The following is a 21,523-nucleotide window of genomic DNA, read 5'->3' as shown; positions in this document are numbered from 1 at the left end:
AGGTAATTTTAATAATTTACTACGATTTCCCTTCTATCTTTATGCAACCTAAAATCTTTAAAAGTATCATTAATATCTAATTTTATAATATTAGAATGAGAGTCTATATTTAATAAAAATTCATTTTTAACTTTAATAGATTTAATATTTTTAGCTTTTTTAGACAAAAAGCAAATAACTCTTGTATGTTGTTCTGTAGATTTTAAAGTTAAAACTTTAGGGTTTAATATTTCTCCATCTATTTCCCAGTTTGTGGTTTTATAAAGGTAATTTCTAAAATCTTCTTTAGAAACACGTAAACTACTAGACTCTCCAAACTTTATAAAATTTTCTTCGTCAAAATCTATTTCTAACATAAGTACATGTCCTTTTTTTATGACATTAAACGTTGCAGAAATAGCATCATGAGTATTGTTTTTATTACTGATATTTAGTAAAAACAAAAAAGTACATATTAAAATTTTCATTTTATAATTGTTTTCATAGTTCCTAATAATTTTCCATTTACAATAATACTAAGCAAATAAACTCCTGAGCTTGTTCTTGTATTTATTTCTAAAACACCTTTACCCGTTTTTTGCTTTACAAGTTTCCCCGTCATAGAAAACAACTTCACTTCATATTTTTCTATATTGGTAGAAATTATAGAAAAGTTACCATTATTAGGATTAGCACTTATATAATACCCTAAATCTTCTAAACTTACATTTTTAGTGCTTAATGTTGCACCACAACTTTCATCAACAGTGGTTGCAGGATTGTCTGTTGCAAAAGGGTTTACGTTCGCATTTGTATCATCACAATCGAAAGCACTTACAAAACCATCACCATCGTTATCAACATCATTTAAACCACCACGATTGCTAATAAAACTATCATTAAAATTACCTTTCATACATCTAGATATTTGTGGAAAATCTTGTGTTACCACATAATAATAGGCAAAAGTTTCTTCTCCTTGAGCAGTGTTTAAAGTTACAGAGGCTTCAATTCCATTACATTCATCTAAATCTCCTTTTCCTGCTACATAGCCAAAATCATTGGTATATTTTCCAGAATAAGGTCCACAAGGTGCACTAATACCATCTCCAGGTCTTAAACCACTTTTAAGTTGAAAACTAGGAAACATTTCTTTTATATTTCCATCTTTATCTGGTCCAAAACGATATAAGATTGGAAAACCATCTGCTGCCCAACCAACTTGTAAAACTTCTGTTGGTGGAGAATTTAAAGTAGAAATACCTTCTTTTAATTCTTCTACATACTCAAACATATTACCATGATAATGATAGCCAGAATTAGGATTTACATGGGCAGATGCACAATCTAAACCCACAAAATCTCTTCCTTCACCAATATTTGTAGTGGGTTCAAAAACCCAATCCCAATTGTATTGTCCTGTATTAACATCTTCAAAAATAAAAGGTGTTGCTGGTGCTGGCATCATATACACTCCGTTTAAAGCAATACCAAAAAAGTTTACAGGTCTTCCGTTAGCTCTTGTTAAACTAGTAATTTGGTTTGTTAATTGAGGTTTCAAATCAAACTGATAAGTTCTATAATAAGGTTCTGGTATTCTGGTAGAAACAAAACAAAAATTATGATTTGGGTAATTGTTAGAATAAACTACTCTTTTATTATTTTCTGTAAATTCATAATATATACTTGGGCTAGATGGTGTGCCACAACACGCTATATTATCATAACTTAATACATCTGTTACACCACAAGTATTATTACAATCATCTATTGTGGTTTCATTTCCGTTTTTAATGCCATCATTACAAGACCAACTGGTTCTAATAGTTTGGGCTTCCTGCTGCAACATTTCCTTTATAGTTTGCTCTGTTATAGTTAAATTTCCTATTAAATTATTTTCTTCTTTTATGTCTGTAATTATATTGTAAAATTCTTCATTACCATTTTCATCTTCTATTAACTTGTAAGTTGCATTTCTAGTTGCCCAAGATTCTATATTATTGCTTTCATAATCTGTATAATTTATTTCTCTTTTAATTTGATTTTCAAATTTTAGTGCTGGTTTTAAACTAAAACTATTATCTGAACCACCAAGCAACTGCACACCTGCCAACTCTAAAATTGTAGCATGTAAATCTGTAGTATGTACCAAACTTGCTTCTACTTCATTTACTCTTTCTACAGATTTACCTGTAATTATTAAAGGAACTCGAATACCACCTTCATACAAAGAAGATTTTACATGTCCTCTTGGAAAATAAGTATTTGCTTTACTTGGTGTACCATTATCTCCAATAAATATAATTACTGAATTTTCTTTGGTATCTTCATCCATACTTGCAATAAGTCTATTTATTTCAAAATCTAAAGATTCTATCATTGCTAAATAGGTAGTTCTATTATCTGTAATGGCTGTTGTATAAGTTCCTTCTGGAGGAACTTGAAATGGCACGTGTGGCGCCACATGTGCTAGCCATAAAAACCAAGGTTTCGTTTGATTATCTATCCAAGAAATTGCGCTATCTGTTAAATGACTAGTTACATATTCTGTAACTTCTTCTTCTTCTTCGTTATTATTTACTTTGGTCCAATTGTAGTAATCATCTACTTGACTTGTAAATAAACCTTCATAATAGGGCACTCCAGAATCTTTGGGGTGACTGTAATTACTACTGCTATTGCCACCAATATGCCATTTACCAATTAAACCCATACTATAATCTGTGGTACTTTGTTCTTTTATCTTTGTAAAAACAGATGTGTGAGAGGTGTCTAAAATTAAAGGTGGTCTCAAAACTCCTGTTTTAATGCCAAATTTACCACTAATAATGGTTGCTCGCGTTGGTGAACATTGTGGCGTTGCCCAACAATTGGTAAAGGTTAAACCGTTTTCTCTAAAAGAATCTATAGTTGGTGTTTTAGGAAAATCTGTACCAAAATCAAAACCTGCTAATGCATCTAAACCCATATCATCTGCTACAATTAATAAAATATTAGGAGCTTGCTGTTGACAAAAAAAGGTTTTAGAAAAAAGAAGAAGAAAAAGAATACATAAGGTTTTAAATAATTTCATTTGGTTTGTTTTGACTATTAAATTTGTTTAATAATTTAACTTTTATGAAGCACTATTAATAGGTATTTGTTACTTTAGACTTTTAAATGTAACAATGGTTTAATTAAAAACTTAATTTAATTAATAATTAGCGTTAAATACCAAGTTTTAGAAAATAAAAAACATAAAAAACCTTTATTGAATGAAAAAATTATCACTTTTTGAAATTAATAAAAAATTAGAAAATTTAATAGATTGGGAATATGCGGACAATGCATTACAAACCGATTTTGAATTTGATAATTTTAAAGATTGTATGTCTGCAATGAATCGGATTGCTTTTGAATGCGAAGCTTTAAACCATCATCCAGAATGGACAAATGTTTATAATGTTTTAGAAATTAAACTAACAACACATGATGCTGATGGTGTAACTGAATTAGATTTTAAATTGGCAACAGCTATCAATAAAATTGTAGAAGTTGAAGAAGAATAAGCCAATAAAAAAAATCTTATTGCTATATTTGAGCTGTGAAAAAAACAATTATCTATTTACTACTTTTATCGGCTATTTTTTCGGCTTGCGAAAAAGACGATTTCTGTATACAAAATCCTGTAACTTCTAAATTAATTATTCGGTTTTTTGATGCTACAAACAGAGAAACTCCAAAAAGAGTACAAAATCTTTACGTTTATTCTGAAGTAAATAGTGATACTATTGCCAGATATAACAATGTTACCATAGATAGTATTGCCATACCTTTAAACCCAAATGCTTTAGAAACCGTTTATAATTTTTCAAAAAACGGAGTTGTCAATCAATTTTCTGTAAAATATGATATTGAAGAAGAATATGTTTCTAGGTCTTGTGGTTTTAAAGTAATTTTTAATAATGTAGAATTTACATCACCAAACAATACTTGGTTTATAGATTTTACACCAGATACTGCCCTTAATTTAGATGATCAAACTGCTGCACATGTACAAGTATTTCATTAGTATTTTTATGTTATTTGTTCTTGTTGATGGTTTTTCTCAGCAACAAAAAGATAGTTTAAAGCCTAAAACTAAAGATAGTATTATTTACAAAACTAAATATGGGTTACGTTTAGGTGTAGATTTAAGCAAACCTATATTAGACGCAGTAAATGCAGATTATTCTGGTTTAGAAATTGTTGCAGATTACAGAATTAAAAAGAACTTATATATTGCAGTAGAAATTGGTTTTGAAGAACAAACAACCAAAGAGTTTAGGGTAACAAATTCTACAGCAAAAGGTAATTATGCACGATTAGGTATTAATTACAATGTTTTTAAAAATTGGTTAGACATGAATAACGAAATTTATGTTGGTTATAGATATGGTTTTGCAATGTTTGAACAGACCCTAAATAGTTATACACCAAATGTATCTGACGCAGATAACAGCAATTATTTTTTAGCCCAAGAAAACTTAAATAGCCAAACCACAACAGACTTAAATGCCCATTGGTCTGAGTTAATTATTGGTTTTAAAGTAGAAGTTGCCAACAACTTATTTATGGGTTTTAGCGGGTCTTATAAAATTTTAATGGCAGTTAAAGATCCTAATAATTTTAAAACATTATACGCTCCTGGTTTTAATAGAATTTTTTCTACGAACACTGGTTTTGGTTTCAACTACACAATTTCGTATCAAATACCTTTTTTAAAAAAATAACACGCTTTTTAAAATCCTTAAATTTTAGTAACTTTAACCGTTGTTTATTATAAAATAATAAGATGAATAAAATACCCAGCATTAATCTAGCAGACTTTTTATCTTCAGATGCAAGTAGAAAGCAAAAATTTATATCTGAAATTGGTCATGCTTATGAAAACATTGGTTTTGTTGCTTTAAAAGGCCATTTTTTAGATGAACAATTGGTTTCTGATTTGTACGCAGAAATAAAAAAATTTTTCGAATTACCGCTAGAAACAAAAGAAAAATATGAAATACCTGGTATTGGTGGCCAAAGAGGTTATGTTTCTTTTGGTAAAGAATCTGCAAAAGGTAAAAAAGAGGCAGATTTAAAAGAGTTTTGGCATTTTGGGCAATATGTAGAAAATGATGCTGAGAAAGCCAAAGAATATCCAGAAAATGTTTTGGTAAAAGAATTGCCTAAGTTTAACGAAGTTGGCAAACAAACTTATAAAATGTTAGAAAAAACAGCGAAATATATTTTAAGATCTTTAGCATTACACTTAAATTTAGAAGAAACTTATTTTGACAATTATATTAAAAACGGAAACAGTATTTTACGTCCCATACATTACCCTCCAATAAAAACAGAACCAAAAGGAGCAGAAAGAGCTGCAGCACACGGAGACATTAATTTAATTACATTGTTAATGGGTGCTCAAGGAAAAGGACTACAAGTTAAAAATAATAATGGCGATTGGATTGATGCCATAGCAGCACCTGATGAGTTGATGATAAATGTTGGCGATATGTTGTCTAGACACAGTAATAATAAATTAAAATCTACAATTCATCGCGTAGTAAATCCGCCAAAAGAAATGTGGGGCACTTCTAGATATTCTATTCCGTTTTTTATGCATCCTGTTTCAGAAATGAAATTAGATGTTTTAGAAAACTGTATCGATAAAAACAACCCAAAACAGTTTGGTAACATTACAGCTGGTGAGTTTTTAGACGAAAGATTAAGGGAATTAGGATTAAAAAAATAAAATTCCCACTTCATTTCCTCAAATGGAAGAAATGATTTTGAAAAAAAATTATAAATAAAAAAATAAAAACTAGTTTTCAAACTTACTAGTTCCTTCCCTCTGGGAAGGTTAGGATAGGATTATGGATTTAAAAGATCAATTAAAAAACTTATTTCCTGAGCATAAGGAAACAGAAACTCCAAAAGAAGCAAAATCTAATATTTGGTTACAAAACGATCCAATTATTTGCAAATATGAAAAACGAAAAGGCAAACCCATAACAATTTTAGAAGGTTATACAGGAGCAACATCCGATTTTAAAATTTTAGCAAAAGAAATTAAAACCAAACTTTCTGTTGGTGGTAGCTTTAAAGATGATAAAATTATAATTCAAGGCGATTATAGAGATAAAATTATGCAAATGCTAAAAGACAAAGGTTTTAAAGTAAAACGTGTTGGCGGTTAAAAAACAAACTAAATTTTACTATATCTAAAATTATGGCTTTAAAACAATCTGAATTAATTTTAAATGAAGATGGTAGTGTTTATCACTTAAATTTAAAACCAAAAGATATTGCTACAGATATTATTTTTGTTGGCGATCAAGATCGTGTAGAAAAAATTACTAAACATTTTGATTCGATAACATTTTCTGCCCAAAAAAGAGAGTTTAAAACAGTTACTGGTTTTTACAAAGGCAAAAAATTATCTGTAATTTCTACAGGTATAGGGCCAGATAATATAGATATTGTTTTAAATGAGTTGGATGCTCTTGTAAATATCAATTTGGTAACAAGAGAACCAAAACAACAACTAACACCTTTAAATATTGTAAGAATTGGTACTTCTGGTGCGCTGCAAAAAGAAATTCCTTTAGGCACTTTTTTATTAAGTGAATATGCTTTAGATTTAAACGGAATGTTACATTTTTATCAAATTGATAAATTTACGACACCTTTAATTGAAAACGCTTTTATAGCACAGACCAAATGGGATCCTAAAAAGGCGCGACCTTTGTGTTTAGAAAATAGCAAAACACTTGCAAATCGGTTTATTTCAGAGCATATAATTACAGGAATTACAGCAACTGCCGGTGGCTTTTATGCCCCTCAAGGTAGAGTTTTGCGTTTGCCTTTAAAAGATACAAAATTAAATAGCAGCATAGATAGTTTTATTTTCAATGAACATAAAATTACAAATTTAGAAATGGAAACAGCCACTATTTATGGCCTTTGTAAATTATTAGGTCATAATGCAGTTTCTTTAAATGCAATTATTGCCAATAGAGCAAATGGTACGTTTAGTGCAAATCCTAGCAAAGTTATAGAAGATTTAATTGTATATGCTTTACATAAATTTGTAAAATAAGTGTTTGAAGGTGCTAAAAGTGTTCGGTTTTTTATAAAAGTAGAAAGTTTATTGCTTTTTAAAACATTAATGAGCGAACATAATATACCTATTAAAAATGAAATTGAAGTTTTTACCAACGCAAACAGTCTTATTTTTTATGCTTTAAAAAAAGATTTTTCAAAAATTGATGCCATTTGTGTAGCCAACAATATTGACATTTTAGACCAACTAACACCTCATTACAACTATAATTTAAAAAAAATATCAAAATCATTAATAATTATCTTATCAATAATGCTTTTTATTATAATTTTGTTATTTCTATTTCAGTAAAACTATGACAAACCTAAAAGTGGGTGGCGTACCAGAACATTTTAATTATCCATGGTATTTAACCTTAAAAAATAAAGCTTATACAAAAAGAAACATCAATTTAAGATGGCAAGATTTTCCTGGAGGAACAGGACAAATGTGTAAGGCTTTACGCCAAGGTGAGGTTGATATTGCTATTGTTTTAACAGAAGGTATTATTAAAGATATTGCCAACGGAAATCCGTCTAAAATTTTGCAAACTTTTGTAAGCACACCACTTATTTGGGGAATTCATGTAGGCGCAAAATCTAAATTTACAAAAATGGCAGATTTAGAGCATGCAACTATTGCTATTAGTAGGTTTGGCTCTGGATCTCATTTAATGGCAATTGTAAATGCTTACAACCAAGGTTGGAATATTGAGAATTTAAAATTTAAAGTTATTGGTAATTTACAAGGTGGTATAGCTGCTTTAACTAATGGTGAAGCAGACTATTTTATGTGGGAACATTTTACCACAAAACCTTTGGTAGACAATGGTACATTTAGAAGAATTGATGACTGCCCTACTCCATGGCCTTGTTTTGTTATTGCTGTTAGAAATGAAGTTTTAGAAAATAATTTTAATGAAGTTAAAGAAGTTTTAGATATTATAAATGCTGAAACGCGTAATTTTAAAAAAATTAATAATATTGATGAAATTTTAGCAACAAGGTATGAACAGCAATTAGAAGACATACAAAAGTGGCTTAAAATTACAGAATGGAATGATGGAAAACCATTAACCAAAAACTTAGTAACCCGTATTCAAAATAAAATGGTACAATTTAACGTTATTCAAGAGAAGAAAAATTCTGGAGAGTTGATAAAAAATATGTACATTTAATCCTTAAAGTATTTATAAAATGAAAAAAGTAGTATTTATTGCAATTTGTGTTATTGGGTTTGTTTGTTTTTCTTCTTGCAGAAGTACCAGTAAATCTTGTGGTTTGGCCAAGGTAGAAATGAACCAAAGCATAATAGAACAAACAAATTTATTATAAATTGATTTGTTGCCTTGTTTAAAATTGAATAAATCCGTTTTATTTTAGCGGATATTTTTTGTTTGAAAGGAACTTTTACCTGAATTAATTACTAAAGTTGGCAAACTAGTTTAGCCCAGATTGAAGCTTTGTTTGAGCTCTTTTTTGTCTTTTTCGACAAAAAAAGCGAGTGCGAAAAGCTGGAAATAGCTTCTAAAAATATTACTCAAATTTTTGCATTACAGCATCACTTACGCCCATATTAGAAAAGCCACCATCATGATACAAATTTTGTAAGGTAACTTTTTTAGTTAAATCTGAAAATAGAGAAATGGTATAATCTGCACAATCTGAGGCAGATGCATTGCCTAATGGACTCATTTTTTCTGCATAGGCTATAAAACCATCAAAACCTTTAACACCTGTACCTGCTGTTGTTGGCGTTGGAGATTGGGAAATGGTATTTACGCGCACTTTAAAATCTCTACCAAAATAATAGCCAAAACTACGGGCAATACTTTCTAAAAATGCCTTGTTGTCTGCCATATCATTATAATCTGGAAAAACTCTTTGGGCTGCCATATAAGATAAGGCCACAATACTGCCCCAATTATTCATTGCTTTTTTGTGGTATAAAACGTTCATTAATTTATGAAATGAAACTGCGGAAACGTCCCAACCTTTTGTTGTAAAATCGTAATTTGGATCTGTATAATCTCTTTTTTTTCTAACATTTACAGACATTCCTATAGAGTGCATTACAAAATCTATTTTGCCGCCTAAAAGCTCCATAGATTTATCTATTAAATTTTCTAAATCTTCTATAGAAGTTGCATCTGCAGGAATTATAGTTGCTTTTGTTTGTTTTGCTAAAACATCTAATTGCCCCATTCTTAAAGCTGCTGGCGCGTTTGTTAAAACAAACTCTGCTCCTTGTTCAAAAGCTTTTTCTGCTGTTTTCCAAGCTATAGAATTTTCGTTTAACGCTCCAAAAATAATTCCTTTTTTACCTTTTAATAAGTTTTGCATGTTGGTGGCTGTTTATAGTTGATGGTTTGCTGCAAAGCACTTAGACTTTTGAGAAAACAATATTTTTATGGTGTATTGTGTGTTTTTCTGTTGTGATGAATTACAAATTTCTTTTGCTCTTTTATTCTAAAAAAGCTAGTTTAATAATTCTTTTGCGTGGGTTAATGCCGAATCAGAAATATTTTTACCGCTTAACATTTCTGCGATTTCTATAACTCTTTCTTCTGCTGAAAGTTCTTTTAAATTAGTGGTGGTAATGCCATTAATTTCTTTTTTATATACTTTATAATGATTTGCTCCTTTTGCCGCAATTTGTGGTAAATGTGTAATTGCAATTACCTGCATATTTATACTCATTTGTTTCATTATAGTAGCTATTTTGTTTGAAACTTCTCCAGAAACTCCTGTATCTATTTCATCGAAAATAATGGTAGGCAAATTTGTATTTTCTGATAATACTTGTTTTACAGCAAGCATTATTCTTGATAATTCACCACCAGAAGCTACTTTTTTTAGTTCGCCAAAATTACCTCCTTTATTTGCAGAAAATAAAAATTCTAAATTATCTTTTCCGTTAGCAAAATAAATAATGGTTTGTTTTATGTTGATAGCAAAACGGGCATTTTCCATACCCAAATCTGCCAAAATATTTTCTAGCTGTTTTGTAAGTTTAGGAATTGCTTTTTTTCTGGCATTTGTAATTAAATCTGCTACTTGGTCTAGTTTATCTGAAACATTATGAATTTCTTTCTTTTTTTGATTGATTGTGTCTTCTGCAGATTCAACCTGTTGTACTTTTAGAGATAATTCTTCAAAAACTTTTAAAAGTTCTTCATTAGAACTTACATAATGTTTCTTTTGTAAATTATATAGTAATTGCAGTCTGTCATTGATTTCTTCGGCTTCATTGGGGTTAAAATTTACGTTTTCATTTGCATTTTCTATCTCTGCAACAATATCATCCATTTCTATTTTTATGGATGTAATTCGATCTGCAATTTCTTGATAATCTTTAGAAAAAGGTGCTACTTTGGCAATTTTATGTTCTAAAGTATTTAATAAATTTTGTAGGCCAATTTCTTCATTTGTAGCAATTTCTAAACTTTCAGATAAGTTAAGTTTAATGTCTTCTATATTATTTAATTTCTCTAATTTTTCTTCTAGCTCCTCTTGCTCTTCTAACTTAATATTTGCTTCTTCTAACTCGGTAAATAAGTGTAAATTATAATCGTATTGTTTATTTGCCTCTTTTTGTTGTTCTTCTAAAGCCTCTAATTCTTTTTTTAATTGATTGAGTTGTAAAAACCCTTTTTTGTATGAAGTAAGGCGTGCTTGGTTTTTTGCCAGGGCATCTATAATAGCAAATTGAAAAGAAATATCTGATAATGCTGTGGTTTGATGCTGTGAATGCACATCAATTAATTTTGTTCTTAATTGATTTAAAACGGTTAAGGTAACAGGTGTATCGTTTACAAAAGCTCTAGATTTACCAGAAGGTAAAATTTCTCTTCTAATAATGGTTTCTGCATCATAATCTAAATCTACAGCCACAAAAAAGTCTTGTAAATTATAATTTTCTAAAGCTACTTTTGCTTCTACAATACATTTTTTAGAAGTGTCTTTTAAAGAAGATAAATCTGCTCTATTGCCAAGTACTAAACCTAAAGCACCTAGTAAAATAGATTTACCTGCGCCTGTTTCTCCAGTAATTATAGACAAACCAGAAGAAAAATCTATACTTAACTGATTGATTAAAGCGTAATTATTTATGGATAATTGTGAAAGCAAATTTTCTAATTTTTTGAAGTATAAAATTAATGAAAATTTGTTGATTTATATAAAATCAATCTAAAATAAAATTAGTTAAAATCTAGTTTAATTTTCTCCATTTTGGATTATTGTTAGGAGAAATTCTTTTTAAAGCTTGCAACATACGTTGCTTTCTACTTGTTTTAGTGGGCTCTGAATATATACTAACAATTTCGTCTGATTTTGCGTCAAAAAATAATCGAATTAAATAATTACCTACACTTTTATTAAAGATACTTTCTAAAGACAAAATACTATCTTCTATTGCTTGTTGTGCTTTTGATTTGGCATCTGTTAAATAATCGAAACCGTTTCTGTGATAATTATACATTGTTTTTCTATATGCGTCTAATTTACCAGACAATAGATTATCAATTAATAAAAATTTATTTTGTTCACCAACTACATTTTGCCAAGAACCAATGCCACTTTGTTGTGCTTGTAACATTACATTTTGCGCTTCTTTTAATTCTGTTTCTCCTCCTTTTAATGCAAAAGTATCTGCATCTAACCCAAGAATAACATAAACATAAAAAACAATTGTAGAAACTAAATTGTTATCAAATTGGTTTTTATTATAAATTAAAGGATCAAATTCGTTATAGTTAAAATTGAATTCGTTGTCTTTTAAATTTAAAATTGGAGTTACATAACTAGAATTATAAACGGGTCTTGAAGATTGTACTTGCAAACTAGCTGTAAAGGTATTATTATCTCTAGAATTAATTATAATAGTCATTGCACAATCTACTCTTTCTTCAGATTTTACAGTTCTATTGGTCCATTTGGTTTGATTGATATATTCTGTTAACGCTTTTTGCAAAGTACCAAATACCTGCTGATTAGAACCCGCAATTTGCTCTGAATTTACGGTTACCAAACAGTTTAATTCTTGGCTACTTAAGTTAAAAATAAAACTAAAAAATATAATTAAAAAAGCAATTTTACGCATATACTAAAATGTTATTTCTTATTAAAAAGTTATCGTAGACTTTTAATTATCTTCAAAAACTAAATTCAAAATACTTTATATCTATAATTAAAAAGTCTATTTTACTTTGAGTACTATTTCTGCTATAATATCTTTTGCAACTTCCTTTTTAGACTTTAATGGAAAAGATTTTTCATTTAAAGAATCATCAATAATAGTAATTTTATTGGTGTCTGTAGCAAAACCTGCACCTTTATCTTGCAAAGAATTTAAAATAATGGCATCTAAGTTTTTTCTTTTTAATTTAGATTTTGCATTTTCCAACTCGTTATTAGTCTCTAAAGCAAAACCTACTAAATATTGATTTTTCTTAATAGCTCCTAAAGATGCTAAAATATCTTTTGTTGGTTCTAATGCTATATCTAACGTTGTATCTTTCTTTTTTATTTTCTGACTTGCTATATTTTTAGGTTTATAATCTGCAACTGCAGCAGATAATATGGCAATATCTACATTTTTAAAGTATTTATGTGCTTGTATATACATTTCTTCTGCAGAAACCACATCTATTCTATGTACTAAACTATGTTTTATTTTTTGATGACTTGGACCAGCAATTAAAAAAACTTCTGCGCCTAAATTTGCTGCCGCCATTGCAATAGCAAACCCCATTTTACCAGAAGAATGATTCCCAATAAAACGAACAGGATCTATAGCTTCATAAGTTGGACCTGCTGTTAAGAGTAGTTTTTTTCCTTTTAAAGGTAATTTTTCTAAAATATCATTCTTTAAAAAAGCAACAATATCTTCTGGTTCAGCCATTCTTCCTTCACCTACTAATCCTGAAGCTAATTCTCCAGAAGTTGCAGGAATAATAGCATTACCATAAGCCTGTAATTTATCTAAACTTGCTTTTGTAGAACCGTGTTTATACATATCTAAATCCATGGCTGGAGCAATATAAACAGGACATTTTGCCGATAAATAAGTGGCTAATAATAAATTATTACAAGTACCATTTGCCATTTTAGACAAGGTATTTGCAGTTGCAGGTGCTATAACCATATAATCTGCCCAAAGGCCTAAATCTACATGATTATTCCACAATTCGTTTTCGTCTTCTTTTGAGTAAAAAGTGGAATGCACGGGATTTTTAGACAGCGTAGAAAGTGTAAGAGGTGTTATAAAATCTTTAGACGCAGGAGTCATAATAACTTTAACCTCTGCGTCTAATTTTATAAATAAACGAACTAAACTTGCCGTTTTATATGCTGCTATACCTGCCGTTATTCCTAAAAGAATCTTTTTTCCTTTTAAGACAGACATTTATTCTGTTTCTGGAGTTCTGTGGTAAACTTTATCATTTAACCATTCATTTACTGCAATTGCATGCGGCTTTGGTAATCTTTCATAAAATTTAGAAACTTCTATTTGCTCTTTATTCTCAAAAACTTCTTCTAAAGAATCGTTATACGTAGCAAATTCATCTAACTTATCTACCAACTCTCTTTTTAAATCAGAATTAATTTGCTCTGCTCTTTTAGAGATAATTGAAATTGCTTCATAAATATTTTCTGTAGCCGCTTCAATTTCGTTTTTATTGTAAGTAATTGTACTTAATGCTGCGTCTGTATCTTTATAATCCATACTATTATTTTATGATTTCTTTTGTATTCTTGGTTGCTTTTTTCATTTTTTCCACTAAGGCATCAATTCTAACCTTTTCTTTTTGCAAAGTTGCTTCCATTTCATTGGCTTCATCTAAAAACTTAGATTCTGGGAAACTATATTTAAATTTATCGTAAGCTTCTAAAGCTATTTTAATACGTTCTTGTTTTCTTCTATCTGTACTTTTTAACTCATAATCATGGGCCGCTTTAAACTTTAAAAATAAGGCTTCCTCTTTAAATTTGGTTCCTAAATAATCTTCTAATAAATTATCAAAAGCTTGCATTGCTGCTTTATAATTTCTTACATCATAATCTGCTGTTCTGTAATAGGTTTTTGCTATTTCAAACTGCTTTTCTTCTAATTTAGTTCTTAATTCTTTGTAGTGTTTGTTTGCTTCTTCTACTTTATCTGAATCTGGGTATGTGTTTATAAAACTTTGAAAAGATTCTAGCGCTTTATTAGTGTCTGTTGGGTCTAAACTAAAACGCGGAGAAGCTAATTTATAACTGTAAGCCGATAAAAATGCAGCTTCTTCTTTTTTAGAACTTTTAGGATAATTTTTACCAAATCTGTCAAAATAATAACCAGATTCTGTATAGTTTTTTTCGTTGAAATTAGATTGAGCAACCATAAAAGAGATACGCTCCATTTGAGGTTTACCTCTGTAAGCTGGTGTTACTTTTTCAAACAAACGTAATGCTTTGTCAAATTTTTGACCTTCATACATTTTTACAGCCATTTTAAACTGATCGCTAGTTGTACCTTTGTTTAATACTTTTTGATATTCTCCGCAGGAAAACAGTAACAAACTACTAGCTATTAATACCGCTAAATTTTTAAATTTTTGCATCGGGCAAAATTAGTGATTAATTATGGATTATAAAAAAAATTATTTTTACATCTTACAAATAAAAAATTGTGTGAAAAACAACTAAAATTTTCAACTAATTTAAAGCAAAATTTCTAGTCTTATTTATTTCTTAAACGTTCTTTTTTATGCTTAATTGTATGCTACAAGTATCTTTAAAAAAAATGAGGTCTACAGATTTAGTTTACTAAATCTTTGTTAATCTATAAAAACAAAAAACAATCATTTTAAAAAAATGATTGTTTTAAAAAAGTATTTGCTTTTGTTTTACTAAAATTGCTTTACAAAAGCAGCTATTTTCGTTTGCAAATCTTCACTAGCATTTACTAAAGGCAAACGTACTGTATCTCTACAAATATTTAATTGTTGTAATACAAACTTAACTCCTGCTGGATTATTTTCTGCGAATATTAAATCTATAATTTCCATCATTTTAAAATGGATTGCATAACCTTGTTTATTATTTCCTTCTAAACCATGATTGATTAAAGTAGAAAATTGTTTTGGAAAAGCTTGACCTATTACACTAATAACACCAGAACCACCGGCTAAAGTTACGCTTAAAGCTAAATCATCATCGCCAGAAATTACTAAAAAATCTTTTGGCTTATCTCTAATTAACTCTAAATACTGTTGCATGTTGTTACCTGCTTCTTTAACACCTACAACATTACTAAAATCTCTTGCCAGTCTTAAAGTTGTGTTTGCATCCATGTTTTTTGCAGTTCTACCTGGCACATTATACAATATAATTGGCTTTTCTGTAGCTTGGGCAATTGCTTTAAAATGTTGATAAAAACCTTCTTGGGTTGGTTTGCTATAGTAAGGTGCTACAGATAAAATACCATCAATTTTACTTAAATCTGTAGTTTGTAAATCTTCTACTACTGCTGTTGTATTATTGCCACCAATACCTAAAACTAAAGGTAATTTACCTTGGTTTGTTTTTACAATGGCATTTATAATTTGTTGTCTTTCTGCTTTTGTTAACGTGGCACTTTCTGCTGTAGTACCATTAATTACTAAATAATTGGTACCATTGTCTATATTATAATTAACCAACTTTTCTAGTGCATTAAAGTCTATACTTAAATCTTCTTTAAAAGGAGTTATTAACGCAACACCAGTACCTGTAAATTTTTGCATTTCTATTATTTTATAAAACAAAATTACAATTTTAAGCTGAATTGCAAAGTAGTTTTTTACATGAAAATTAAAGAATAAACAACTTTAAAAAGAAAGTTTAATTTTATAATTTTTTAAGTATCTGAAGGTATTTTTTCAATTCTGTAGTAAAACCAATTAGATTATGGGCATCTTCAGAAATTTCTATATTATATAAGTCTTCATTTACATTAGAAAACCCAACCTTAAAAACTGCTTTAGACTGTACTATTGCACTTTCTAAAAAGATGTTATTTTTAGAAAAATAACCAATTAATAAATCTAAAGGTTGCTCTAAAAAGTTTTTAAAATCTGTTTGGGTAAACTGTCCATTAAAATTAATATCTTTTTCTGTAAAGTGTATCTTAGAAATTTCTTCTTTTTTATGAAACTTCTTAAAACTATAAATTTTCACATTTTTTACTTCTAAAATGCGTTCAATTTCTTTTGCTAAATTTAATTTTGAAGAAAATTCATCTAAACAAATAATACCTACAGATTTTATTTTTTTTGCTGATAAACCATCAACTCTTTTATTTTTAGCTATTACTTCTAGTAATTTTTTTCTTAAAATATTCTCTTTAAATCTTTGAAGCATTAGTTGAATTAATTTTTAGCGTGTATAAAAGTAGTAATTATTCTTTTACAATTTCCATTAAAATAAACTGATTTAATTGTTTGCCATACACTTGAAAATTATCATCTGAAACTAAAATTAAAGACTGCCTGCCATTTGTTAATCTTGGTCCAAAAGCAATGCCTTCAATATTATCTATAACACCAGCTGTTAATTGCTCTTTAACTTCTTCAAAATTAAAGATTAATCGTTTTTTTAAAGGAATGTAATTCGATTCTTTTAAAGATTTTGTTTTTAAAATATCTGTAGTTGTGTTGTTAATTTCAGCATCAAAAATTCTAACAATATTAGCATTTGCACCATAATTATTTTGATACGTTCTTTCTAAAATAAAAAATTTATTTTTTGCATATTCTAAAATGGCTGTTGCGCCATTTAAATTTATATTTCCTTTTGCAGGTTTTGTTATTTTTTCTAGTTGATACGCAAATTGTTTGGTTGCTTGTTTTGTTTGATAATCAAAATAAGTTAACCTAACAGGAGATTGTGTTTTCGTAAATGTTGGTTTTTCGCCATCGCTTTTTAAAGGTGCTTCCATTATAGCCCAAAACCCTTTTTTAGAAACGCCTTTTGATGCACCTTCAAAAACTGCATTATGGTGCATATTATCTAACTTTTGAAATGAATCTGGTAACTCATATTCATATTTAAATTGCCCATTTAAGTCGGTTACAAAAACAGTAGGTTTATTGCCTTTATTTACAGATCCTTCACTAAAAAAATTGATTTCACTAGTTGTTGAGTTTACAAAAAGTGATTCTAAATCTAAATAATTATTTTTATAAAACGGAATTAACGTATCTTTTAATAGCTGCACATTATTAAATAAAATAGTATCTATTTTATCTTCTACAATTGTAATGCTTCCTTTTAAAAATCTAGGATTTTTAGCATCATCTACAACTATATAAAAATTATTCTTAAAAATATCTATGCCAGATAAACCACCAATAATAGTGTTTTTAAATGTTATACTATCTTTTAATACATATTCGTCTAAAAAATTAACTTCTATTTTATTGTTTTGTTTACATGAAGTTAATAGCTTTATAATAAAAAGTAAAAAAATGTATTTTTTCATCATAATTCTTTGTTAAATAATTTTTTTTTATTATTCTTGCAATGTAAGAAGTTAATTATTAACAATTACACATTAACCCCTAGCAGATATTATTTATTCTGTATAATTTGCCCTAACAAATTATGTGTAAAAAATATCTAAAAATGGTAAATAATTTTTATTATACTTTAAGCCCTAACTTAAAAATATAATTTATATAAAAAATTTACCCCGAACTGAAAAAGCAATTACGTTATTCGTAATTGCTTTTTTTGATTTTATAAGACTTTTTAAAACGCCCTTCTATTGTCTTCAGATTTTGTATCTATTAATTTATTGTATGGATCTATACCTACTTCTGTAGGTTTTTCATCAACAATTATAGAAACTTTATTATAAATTGTTGTTATTTTATGCTTTTTTAAATACAACTGTTTTTCTTTCTTTTTACCATCAACTTCCTCTTCTGTAAAAATACCTAAATCTATAAAATCTGCTAAAGGCACAGATAAAATTGGCTTTTTCATTTCTGCTGTTTTGTAACTTAAGGTATCGCCTACTTGTTCTCCATAGAACTTTTTTCCTTTTTCATCATTTCTGTATTTAGCTACTTCAAACTCAATATCTACTTTATATTTACCGTTTTCTAACGCTGTAGATTCTACAGCTACAATTCTATTTTTGTATAAAGTTATGGTTTCAAACATATCTTTAATTAAATATTGCAGAGAATCTGGTGTAACTTCTTTTATATGATTCACAAATTCTATAGAAGTTGTGTAAGGCGGTTCTTGAAATTTTACCTTTTCTATATATTTTTTAATGGCGTTATTCATTTTCTCTTCTCCTAAATAATCGCTCATTGCATACAAAATCATAGATCCTTTTTGGTAATGGATATATCCTTGACCATCATTATACATTAGAGGCTTTTCTCTTTTGGTTTCAAAAGTTCTTTGCATTAAATAACCATCTAAAGCTTTTTTAAGAAAAGTTCTCATTTTTTGTTTTCCTTGATTTTTTTCTAAAACTTTTAAAGAAACATATTCAGACATACTTTCAGATAATAAAGTAGCTCCTAAAACGTCTGCACCAATTACTTGATGTGCCCACCATTGGTGTGCTACTTCATGTGCTGTTACTGCAAATGGATAATCTACTCCGTTTTCATCTTTATCATCTACATCTGCAATAAAACCAATTCCTTCAGAAAAAGGCATTGTATTGGCAAAAGCTTGTGCAAAGGTTCCTCCTGTTCTTGGAAATTCTATAATTCTTGCTTGTTTAAATTGATAAGGACTAAAGTTAGCTGCATTGTATGTTAAGGAAGCTTTCATTCCCTTCATCATTCTATCTAAATTATACGTATGTGGTTTGTGGTAATAAATTTCTAAACTAATGCCATTCCATAGTTCTTTTTTCACTTCGTACCTTGCAGAATTAAAAGCATAAAAGTTCAAAATTTTGCTATCCATTTTGTAATGGAAATATTTACGACCATCTTTTACCCATTCTTTTTGCAAATAACCTGGTGCAATGGCTATTTGATCTTCAGAAGTAGAAACAGTTGCTTCAAAATCTATCCAATCAGAATCTTTAGAGATATACGTATTGCCCAAAGCTGAAGAATCTGTTGGGTGTGGACGCAAATTATTTTTAGGTAAATCGTATTTTTCTCTGGTTTTGTCATCTCTTAACTCACCAGCAGAAGAATAACCCAAAGAAGGAAAAATACGGTTACTAATAAAGGTGCCATTTTCTCTAATTGGCGATTTTCTTTGATACGTAGTATTTTTTTTACTTTTTAATGTTATTGCTAATTGTATAGAATCTCCAGGTTGTAATTTTTGTTCTAGTTGATAAATATCAAAATGAAAAACGGTATCTTCTAACACCAAATTATTGGGTTTATTAAACTCAAATGTACTTTTTAAAGAATTATGATTTAAGAAAATACTGTCTATAGCTTGGTTTGTTTTATTTACCATTGTAAAAACAGCAGATGCTTTGTAAGTTCTCTTTTTGGGAAAAATATCCATATTTGCCACTACTCCAACAATTCTTGGTTGTTTGTATTTTTCAAACTTTTTATATGTTTTTTCCCATTTTACAGCATCTAATTCTGCTTGTTTAGAAGAGGAATTTTTAGAGTCTGATTTAGTAGCTTTATAAATGGTAATTCCCAAACTTAAAAAAGCAATAAATAAAGTACCTAAAGCTAATTGTTGTGGTAATTTAAAACGTTTACCAAACAAAGAAAGGCGTTCTGCAAAATTATTAGGAATTCCTCTTACCCAAAATAATAAACTTAGCATTAATAAAACACAGCCACCTAAAATCCAATACAATTTATACCATAAATATCTAGATAATGCAGAGCCATAACCATTCATGTCTGAATAATTAAAACCTGGTCCTTCATTGTATTTAAAAACAGCCAATTCAACACCAATTAAACTAGAAAGTGGAATAATAATTGTTAGAATTAACAATACAAAAAAGCCTAAATATTGATTTTTAAATAAGGTTTGAATAAAAATTGCTAAAAACGCCCAAACGAGATAATTCAAGAATTTTAAACCAAATAATTCTTTTACATAATGCATAATTTCATAATCGTAAAAACCTTTGTAGGTTTGAAACAAAATACCAGCCACCATAATAACTGCTAATAAAACCAATTGCATTTTTATAAGCGCAATAAACTTAGACAATAATAATGTCCAGTTTGGTATTGGTGTACTATCTACCAAATGATTCATTTTAGCAGTTCTTGCTCTTTGAATTAACATACCTGCGTATAAAAACGTGCATAAATTTATAATTAATGAAAAAGCTGCACCACCTGTTAGCATTTGCCATGTTACAGGCAATGTTTTGGTTCCAAAAATTTCTCCAATACCAAATAAGGCTATTAATAATATTAAAATGCCAACAAGAAGAATACAAATAAAAGGTAAACTTTTAAAAATGTATTTAAATTCTAATATAGAAAGTCTCCAGGTAGTTTTTAAGTTTTGAAGAAAAGAAAAATTATAAGAAACCTTGGTTAGTTTTATAGTTGATATACCACTAAAATTGGTTTTTGTAAAACGTTCTCCTTTCGTTTTCTTAAAAGAAATACTTAATGCATTCTGACTGAATTTAAAATACTTATAAACCAAGCCAAATATTAAAGAAGATATTGCCAACCAAAACAAACGATTATAAATAATATACGCTTTAATAGGAATTTGCAACTCATTTTGCTCAGACATGGTCCAATATTTAGTGTATTTACTTAAAGCAGAAAAACCAAAAGGATCTAAAATAGCCAATAAATTTGCTTGTTCTGGTTCTGATAAAATACCACCAATTGCCCCTTGAAAAAATAGTAAAATAATAACTGTAATAAAACCTGCACCAATACTTCTAGAAAAAGTAACCACAGCAAAAACTACGGCACCAAAAAACAAAACATTGGGTAAAATAAATACCAAGTAAGATTGTAAATACGTAACAAAATTAAAATTACCAACCAAGTCTTGGTTTGTTCCAGGAAATCTAAAACCTATAATTAAACCAATAGCAATCATTAAAACAATTGAAGATACTACCAAAATACCACTAAAAAACTTTGCAAAAAGATAATTGGTTTTGGTAAACGGATAAGAAAATAAAATGGTATGCATTTCACTTTTAAAATCTCTATAAATAGAAACCCCTATAATAGAAGGAAATAAAAAGAAAATAAAAATAGTAAGTACATTAAAAGTACCTGTAACCTGTAATGGAGAGTTTACAATTCTAGAAGAACCTGTTGTGCCATTGATACTATCAAACAAACCCGCTGAACTCGCTGCTAAAAAAAAGGCAAGTAACAAAAAAATACTTGCATATATATAAAGTAAAGGTTTATGAAACCAATATTTTAATTCTTGTTTAAATATTGTTGAAAACATAAAAATGGAG

Annotated in this window: 21 protein-coding genes; 9 read left to right on the top strand and 12 right to left on the bottom strand. The window is 28.6% G+C overall.

What is annotated here, in order from left to right; genetic code table 11:
• Positions 1-8 precede the first annotated feature (8 nt).
• Together Q0762_RS03940 and Q0762_RS03935 are read right to left on the bottom strand one after the other, a co-directional pair.
• Positions 9-467 (bottom strand): DUF6702 family protein, encoded by a 459-nt coding sequence (locus Q0762_RS03940; RefSeq protein ID WP_298763830.1) that lies wholly within the window; start codon positions 465-467, stop codon positions 9-11.
• Entirely contained in the window at positions 464-3,052 is a 2,589-nt protein-coding gene (locus Q0762_RS03935; RefSeq protein WP_298763827.1) for a sulfatase-like hydrolase/transferase, read from the bottom strand. Before Q0762_RS03935 ends, Q0762_RS03940 begins: the two co-directional genes overlap by 4 nt.
• A gap of 181 nt (positions 3,053-3,233) precedes the next feature.
• Here Q0762_RS03935 and Q0762_RS03930 point away from each other — a divergent pair, with 181 nt between their 5' ends.
• From Q0762_RS03930 to Q0762_RS03890, 9 genes are all read left to right on the top strand, one after another.
• Entirely contained in the window at positions 3,234-3,527 is a 294-nt protein-coding gene (locus Q0762_RS03930; RefSeq protein ID WP_298763823.1) for a 4a-hydroxytetrahydrobiopterin dehydratase, read from the top strand.
• A gap of 35 nt (positions 3,528-3,562) precedes the next feature.
• Positions 3,563-4,030: a DUF6452 family protein gene (locus Q0762_RS03925; RefSeq protein ID WP_298763821.1), complete on the top strand. Its 468-nt coding sequence runs from the start codon at positions 3,563-3,565 to the stop codon at positions 4,028-4,030.
• Positions 4,011-4,730 (top strand): DUF6048 family protein, encoded by a 720-nt coding sequence (locus tag Q0762_RS03920; protein ID WP_298763818.1) that lies wholly within the window; start codon positions 4,011-4,013, stop codon positions 4,728-4,730. Before Q0762_RS03925 ends, Q0762_RS03920 begins: the two co-directional genes overlap by 20 nt.
• Positions 4,731-4,792: 62 nt before the next feature.
• Complete coding sequence (locus Q0762_RS03915) at positions 4,793-5,740, top strand: 2-oxoglutarate and iron-dependent oxygenase domain-containing protein (protein WP_298763815.1); 948 nt, start codon at positions 4,793-4,795, stop codon at positions 5,738-5,740.
• A 121-nt stretch (positions 5,741-5,861) separates the two neighbouring features.
• Positions 5,862-6,185 carry a translation initiation factor gene (locus Q0762_RS03910; RefSeq protein ID WP_298763812.1) on the top strand — a complete coding sequence of 108 codons (324 nt, stop codon included), beginning with the start codon at positions 5,862-5,864 and terminating at the stop codon, positions 6,183-6,185.
• A gap of 32 nt (positions 6,186-6,217) precedes the next feature.
• Entirely contained in the window at positions 6,218-7,087 is an 870-nt protein-coding gene (locus Q0762_RS03905; RefSeq protein ID WP_298763809.1) for a nucleoside phosphorylase, read from the top strand.
• Positions 7,088-7,156: 69 nt separating this feature from the next.
• Complete coding sequence (locus Q0762_RS03900; RefSeq protein WP_298763806.1) at positions 7,157-7,402, top strand: hypothetical protein; 246 nt, start codon at positions 7,157-7,159, stop codon at positions 7,400-7,402.
• 4 nt (positions 7,403-7,406) lie between these two features.
• Positions 7,407-8,267 (top strand): substrate-binding domain-containing protein, encoded by an 861-nt coding sequence (locus Q0762_RS03895; protein ID WP_298763803.1) that lies wholly within the window; start codon positions 7,407-7,409, stop codon positions 8,265-8,267.
• A gap of 19 nt (positions 8,268-8,286) precedes the next feature.
• Positions 8,287-8,424 carry a hypothetical protein gene (locus tag Q0762_RS03890; RefSeq protein WP_298763801.1) on the top strand — a complete coding sequence of 46 codons (138 nt, stop codon included), beginning with the start codon at positions 8,287-8,289 and terminating at the stop codon, positions 8,422-8,424.
• Between the two features lie 201 nt (positions 8,425-8,625).
• Here Q0762_RS03890 and Q0762_RS03885 read toward each other — a convergent pair whose 3' ends face one another.
• From Q0762_RS03885 to Q0762_RS03840, 10 genes are all read right to left on the bottom strand, one after another.
• The gene (locus Q0762_RS03885; protein ID WP_298763798.1) at positions 8,626-9,432 is read right to left on the bottom strand and encodes an SDR family oxidoreductase; all 807 of its coding nucleotides are present in this window, start codon (positions 9,430-9,432) and stop codon (positions 8,626-8,628) included.
• A gap of 135 nt (positions 9,433-9,567) precedes the next feature.
• Positions 9,568-11,220: a DNA repair protein RecN gene (recN, locus tag Q0762_RS03880; RefSeq protein ID WP_298763796.1), complete on the bottom strand. Its 1,653-nt coding sequence runs from the start codon at positions 11,218-11,220 to the stop codon at positions 9,568-9,570.
• 82 nt (positions 11,221-11,302) lie between these two features.
• Positions 11,303-12,193 carry a DUF4835 family protein gene (locus Q0762_RS03875; RefSeq protein ID WP_298763794.1) on the bottom strand — a complete coding sequence of 297 codons (891 nt, stop codon included), beginning with the start codon at positions 12,191-12,193 and terminating at the stop codon, positions 11,303-11,305.
• Positions 12,194-12,289: 96 nt separating this feature from the next.
• Positions 12,290-13,498 carry a bifunctional phosphopantothenoylcysteine decarboxylase/phosphopantothenate--cysteine ligase CoaBC gene (gene coaBC / locus Q0762_RS03870; protein ID WP_298763791.1) on the bottom strand — a complete coding sequence of 403 codons (1,209 nt, stop codon included), beginning with the start codon at positions 13,496-13,498 and terminating at the stop codon, positions 12,290-12,292.
• Complete coding sequence (locus tag Q0762_RS03865) at positions 13,499-13,819, bottom strand: DNA-directed RNA polymerase subunit omega (RefSeq protein WP_298763788.1); 321 nt, start codon at positions 13,817-13,819, stop codon at positions 13,499-13,501.
• Between the two features lie 4 nt (positions 13,820-13,823).
• Positions 13,824-14,693, bottom strand: a complete 870-nt coding sequence (gene bamD / locus Q0762_RS03860) for an outer membrane protein assembly factor BamD (RefSeq protein WP_298763786.1) — start codon at positions 14,691-14,693, stop codon at positions 13,824-13,826.
• 288 nt (positions 14,694-14,981) lie between these two features.
• On the bottom strand, positions 14,982-15,857 hold the full coding sequence (gene dapA, locus Q0762_RS03855) for a 4-hydroxy-tetrahydrodipicolinate synthase (RefSeq protein ID WP_298763783.1): 876 nt from the start codon (positions 15,855-15,857) through the stop codon (positions 14,982-14,984).
• A gap of 103 nt (positions 15,858-15,960) precedes the next feature.
• Positions 15,961-16,473 (bottom strand): hypothetical protein, encoded by a 513-nt coding sequence (locus tag Q0762_RS03850; protein ID WP_298763781.1) that lies wholly within the window; start codon positions 16,471-16,473, stop codon positions 15,961-15,963.
• Between the two features lie 37 nt (positions 16,474-16,510).
• A complete protein-coding gene (locus tag Q0762_RS03845; RefSeq protein ID WP_298763779.1) occupies positions 16,511-17,596 on the bottom strand; it encodes an esterase-like activity of phytase family protein in 1,086 nt (361 codons plus the stop codon).
• Positions 17,597-17,862: 266 nt separating this feature from the next.
• Positions 17,863-21,513 carry a M1 family aminopeptidase gene (locus Q0762_RS03840; protein WP_298763777.1) on the bottom strand — a complete coding sequence of 1,217 codons (3,651 nt, stop codon included), beginning with the start codon at positions 21,511-21,513 and terminating at the stop codon, positions 17,863-17,865.
• Positions 21,514-21,523 lie beyond the last annotated feature (10 nt).

The organism is uncultured Polaribacter sp. (assembly GCF_947495205.1).
In the GTDB taxonomy this organism is placed as follows: domain Bacteria; phylum Bacteroidota; class Bacteroidia; order Flavobacteriales; family Flavobacteriaceae; genus Polaribacter.
The sequence above is the reverse complement of the archived record's forward strand: the minus strand, read 5'-3'. Positions and strand labels throughout refer to the sequence as shown.

Excerpts from the sequence above, each read along its gene's own strand:
- Q0762_RS03850 (WP_298763781.1), bottom strand. The coding sequence starts at position 16,473 with ATGCTTCAAAGATTTAAAGAGAATATTTTAAGAAAAAAATTACTAGAA.
- Q0762_RS03865 (WP_298763788.1), bottom strand. The coding sequence starts at position 13,819 with ATGGATTATAAAGATACAGACGCAGCATTAAGTACAATTACTTACAAT.
- Q0762_RS03900 (WP_298763806.1), top strand. The coding sequence starts at position 7,157 with ATGAGCGAACATAATATACCTATTAAAAATGAAATTGAAGTTTTTACC.
- Q0762_RS03935 (WP_298763827.1), bottom strand. The coding sequence starts at position 3,052 with ATGAAATTATTTAAAACCTTATGTATTCTTTTTCTTCTTCTTTTTTCT.
- Q0762_RS03875 (WP_298763794.1), bottom strand. The coding sequence starts at position 12,193 with ATGCGTAAAATTGCTTTTTTAATTATATTTTTTAGTTTTATTTTTAAC.
- dapA (WP_298763783.1), bottom strand. The coding sequence starts at position 15,857 with ATGCAAAAATTTACAGGTACTGGTGTTGCGTTAATAACTCCTTTTAAA.
- bamD (WP_298763786.1), bottom strand. The coding sequence starts at position 14,693 with ATGCAAAAATTTAAAAATTTAGCGGTATTAATAGCTAGTAGTTTGTTA.
- coaBC (WP_298763791.1), bottom strand. The coding sequence starts at position 13,498 with ATGTCTGTCTTAAAAGGAAAAAAGATTCTTTTAGGAATAACGGCAGGT.
- Q0762_RS03845 (WP_298763779.1), bottom strand. The coding sequence starts at position 17,596 with ATGATGAAAAAATACATTTTTTTACTTTTTATTATAAAGCTATTAACT.
- Q0762_RS03905 (WP_298763809.1), top strand. The coding sequence starts at position 6,218 with ATGGCTTTAAAACAATCTGAATTAATTTTAAATGAAGATGGTAGTGTT.
- Q0762_RS03915 (WP_298763815.1), top strand. The coding sequence starts at position 4,793 with ATGAATAAAATACCCAGCATTAATCTAGCAGACTTTTTATCTTCAGAT.
- Q0762_RS03885 (WP_298763798.1), bottom strand. The coding sequence starts at position 9,432 with ATGCAAAACTTATTAAAAGGTAAAAAAGGAATTATTTTTGGAGCGTTA.
- Q0762_RS03940 (WP_298763830.1), bottom strand. The coding sequence starts at position 467 with ATGAAAATTTTAATATGTACTTTTTTGTTTTTACTAAATATCAGTAAT.
- Q0762_RS03895 (WP_298763803.1), top strand. The coding sequence starts at position 7,407 with ATGACAAACCTAAAAGTGGGTGGCGTACCAGAACATTTTAATTATCCA.
- Q0762_RS03890 (WP_298763801.1), top strand. The coding sequence starts at position 8,287 with ATGAAAAAAGTAGTATTTATTGCAATTTGTGTTATTGGGTTTGTTTGT.
- Q0762_RS03930 (WP_298763823.1), top strand. The coding sequence starts at position 3,234 with ATGAAAAAATTATCACTTTTTGAAATTAATAAAAAATTAGAAAATTTA.
- Q0762_RS03910 (WP_298763812.1), top strand. The coding sequence starts at position 5,862 with ATGGATTTAAAAGATCAATTAAAAAACTTATTTCCTGAGCATAAGGAA.
- Q0762_RS03920 (WP_298763818.1), top strand. The coding sequence starts at position 4,011 with ATGTACAAGTATTTCATTAGTATTTTTATGTTATTTGTTCTTGTTGAT.
- Q0762_RS03840 (WP_298763777.1), bottom strand. The coding sequence starts at position 21,513 with ATGTTTTCAACAATATTTAAACAAGAATTAAAATATTGGTTTCATAAA.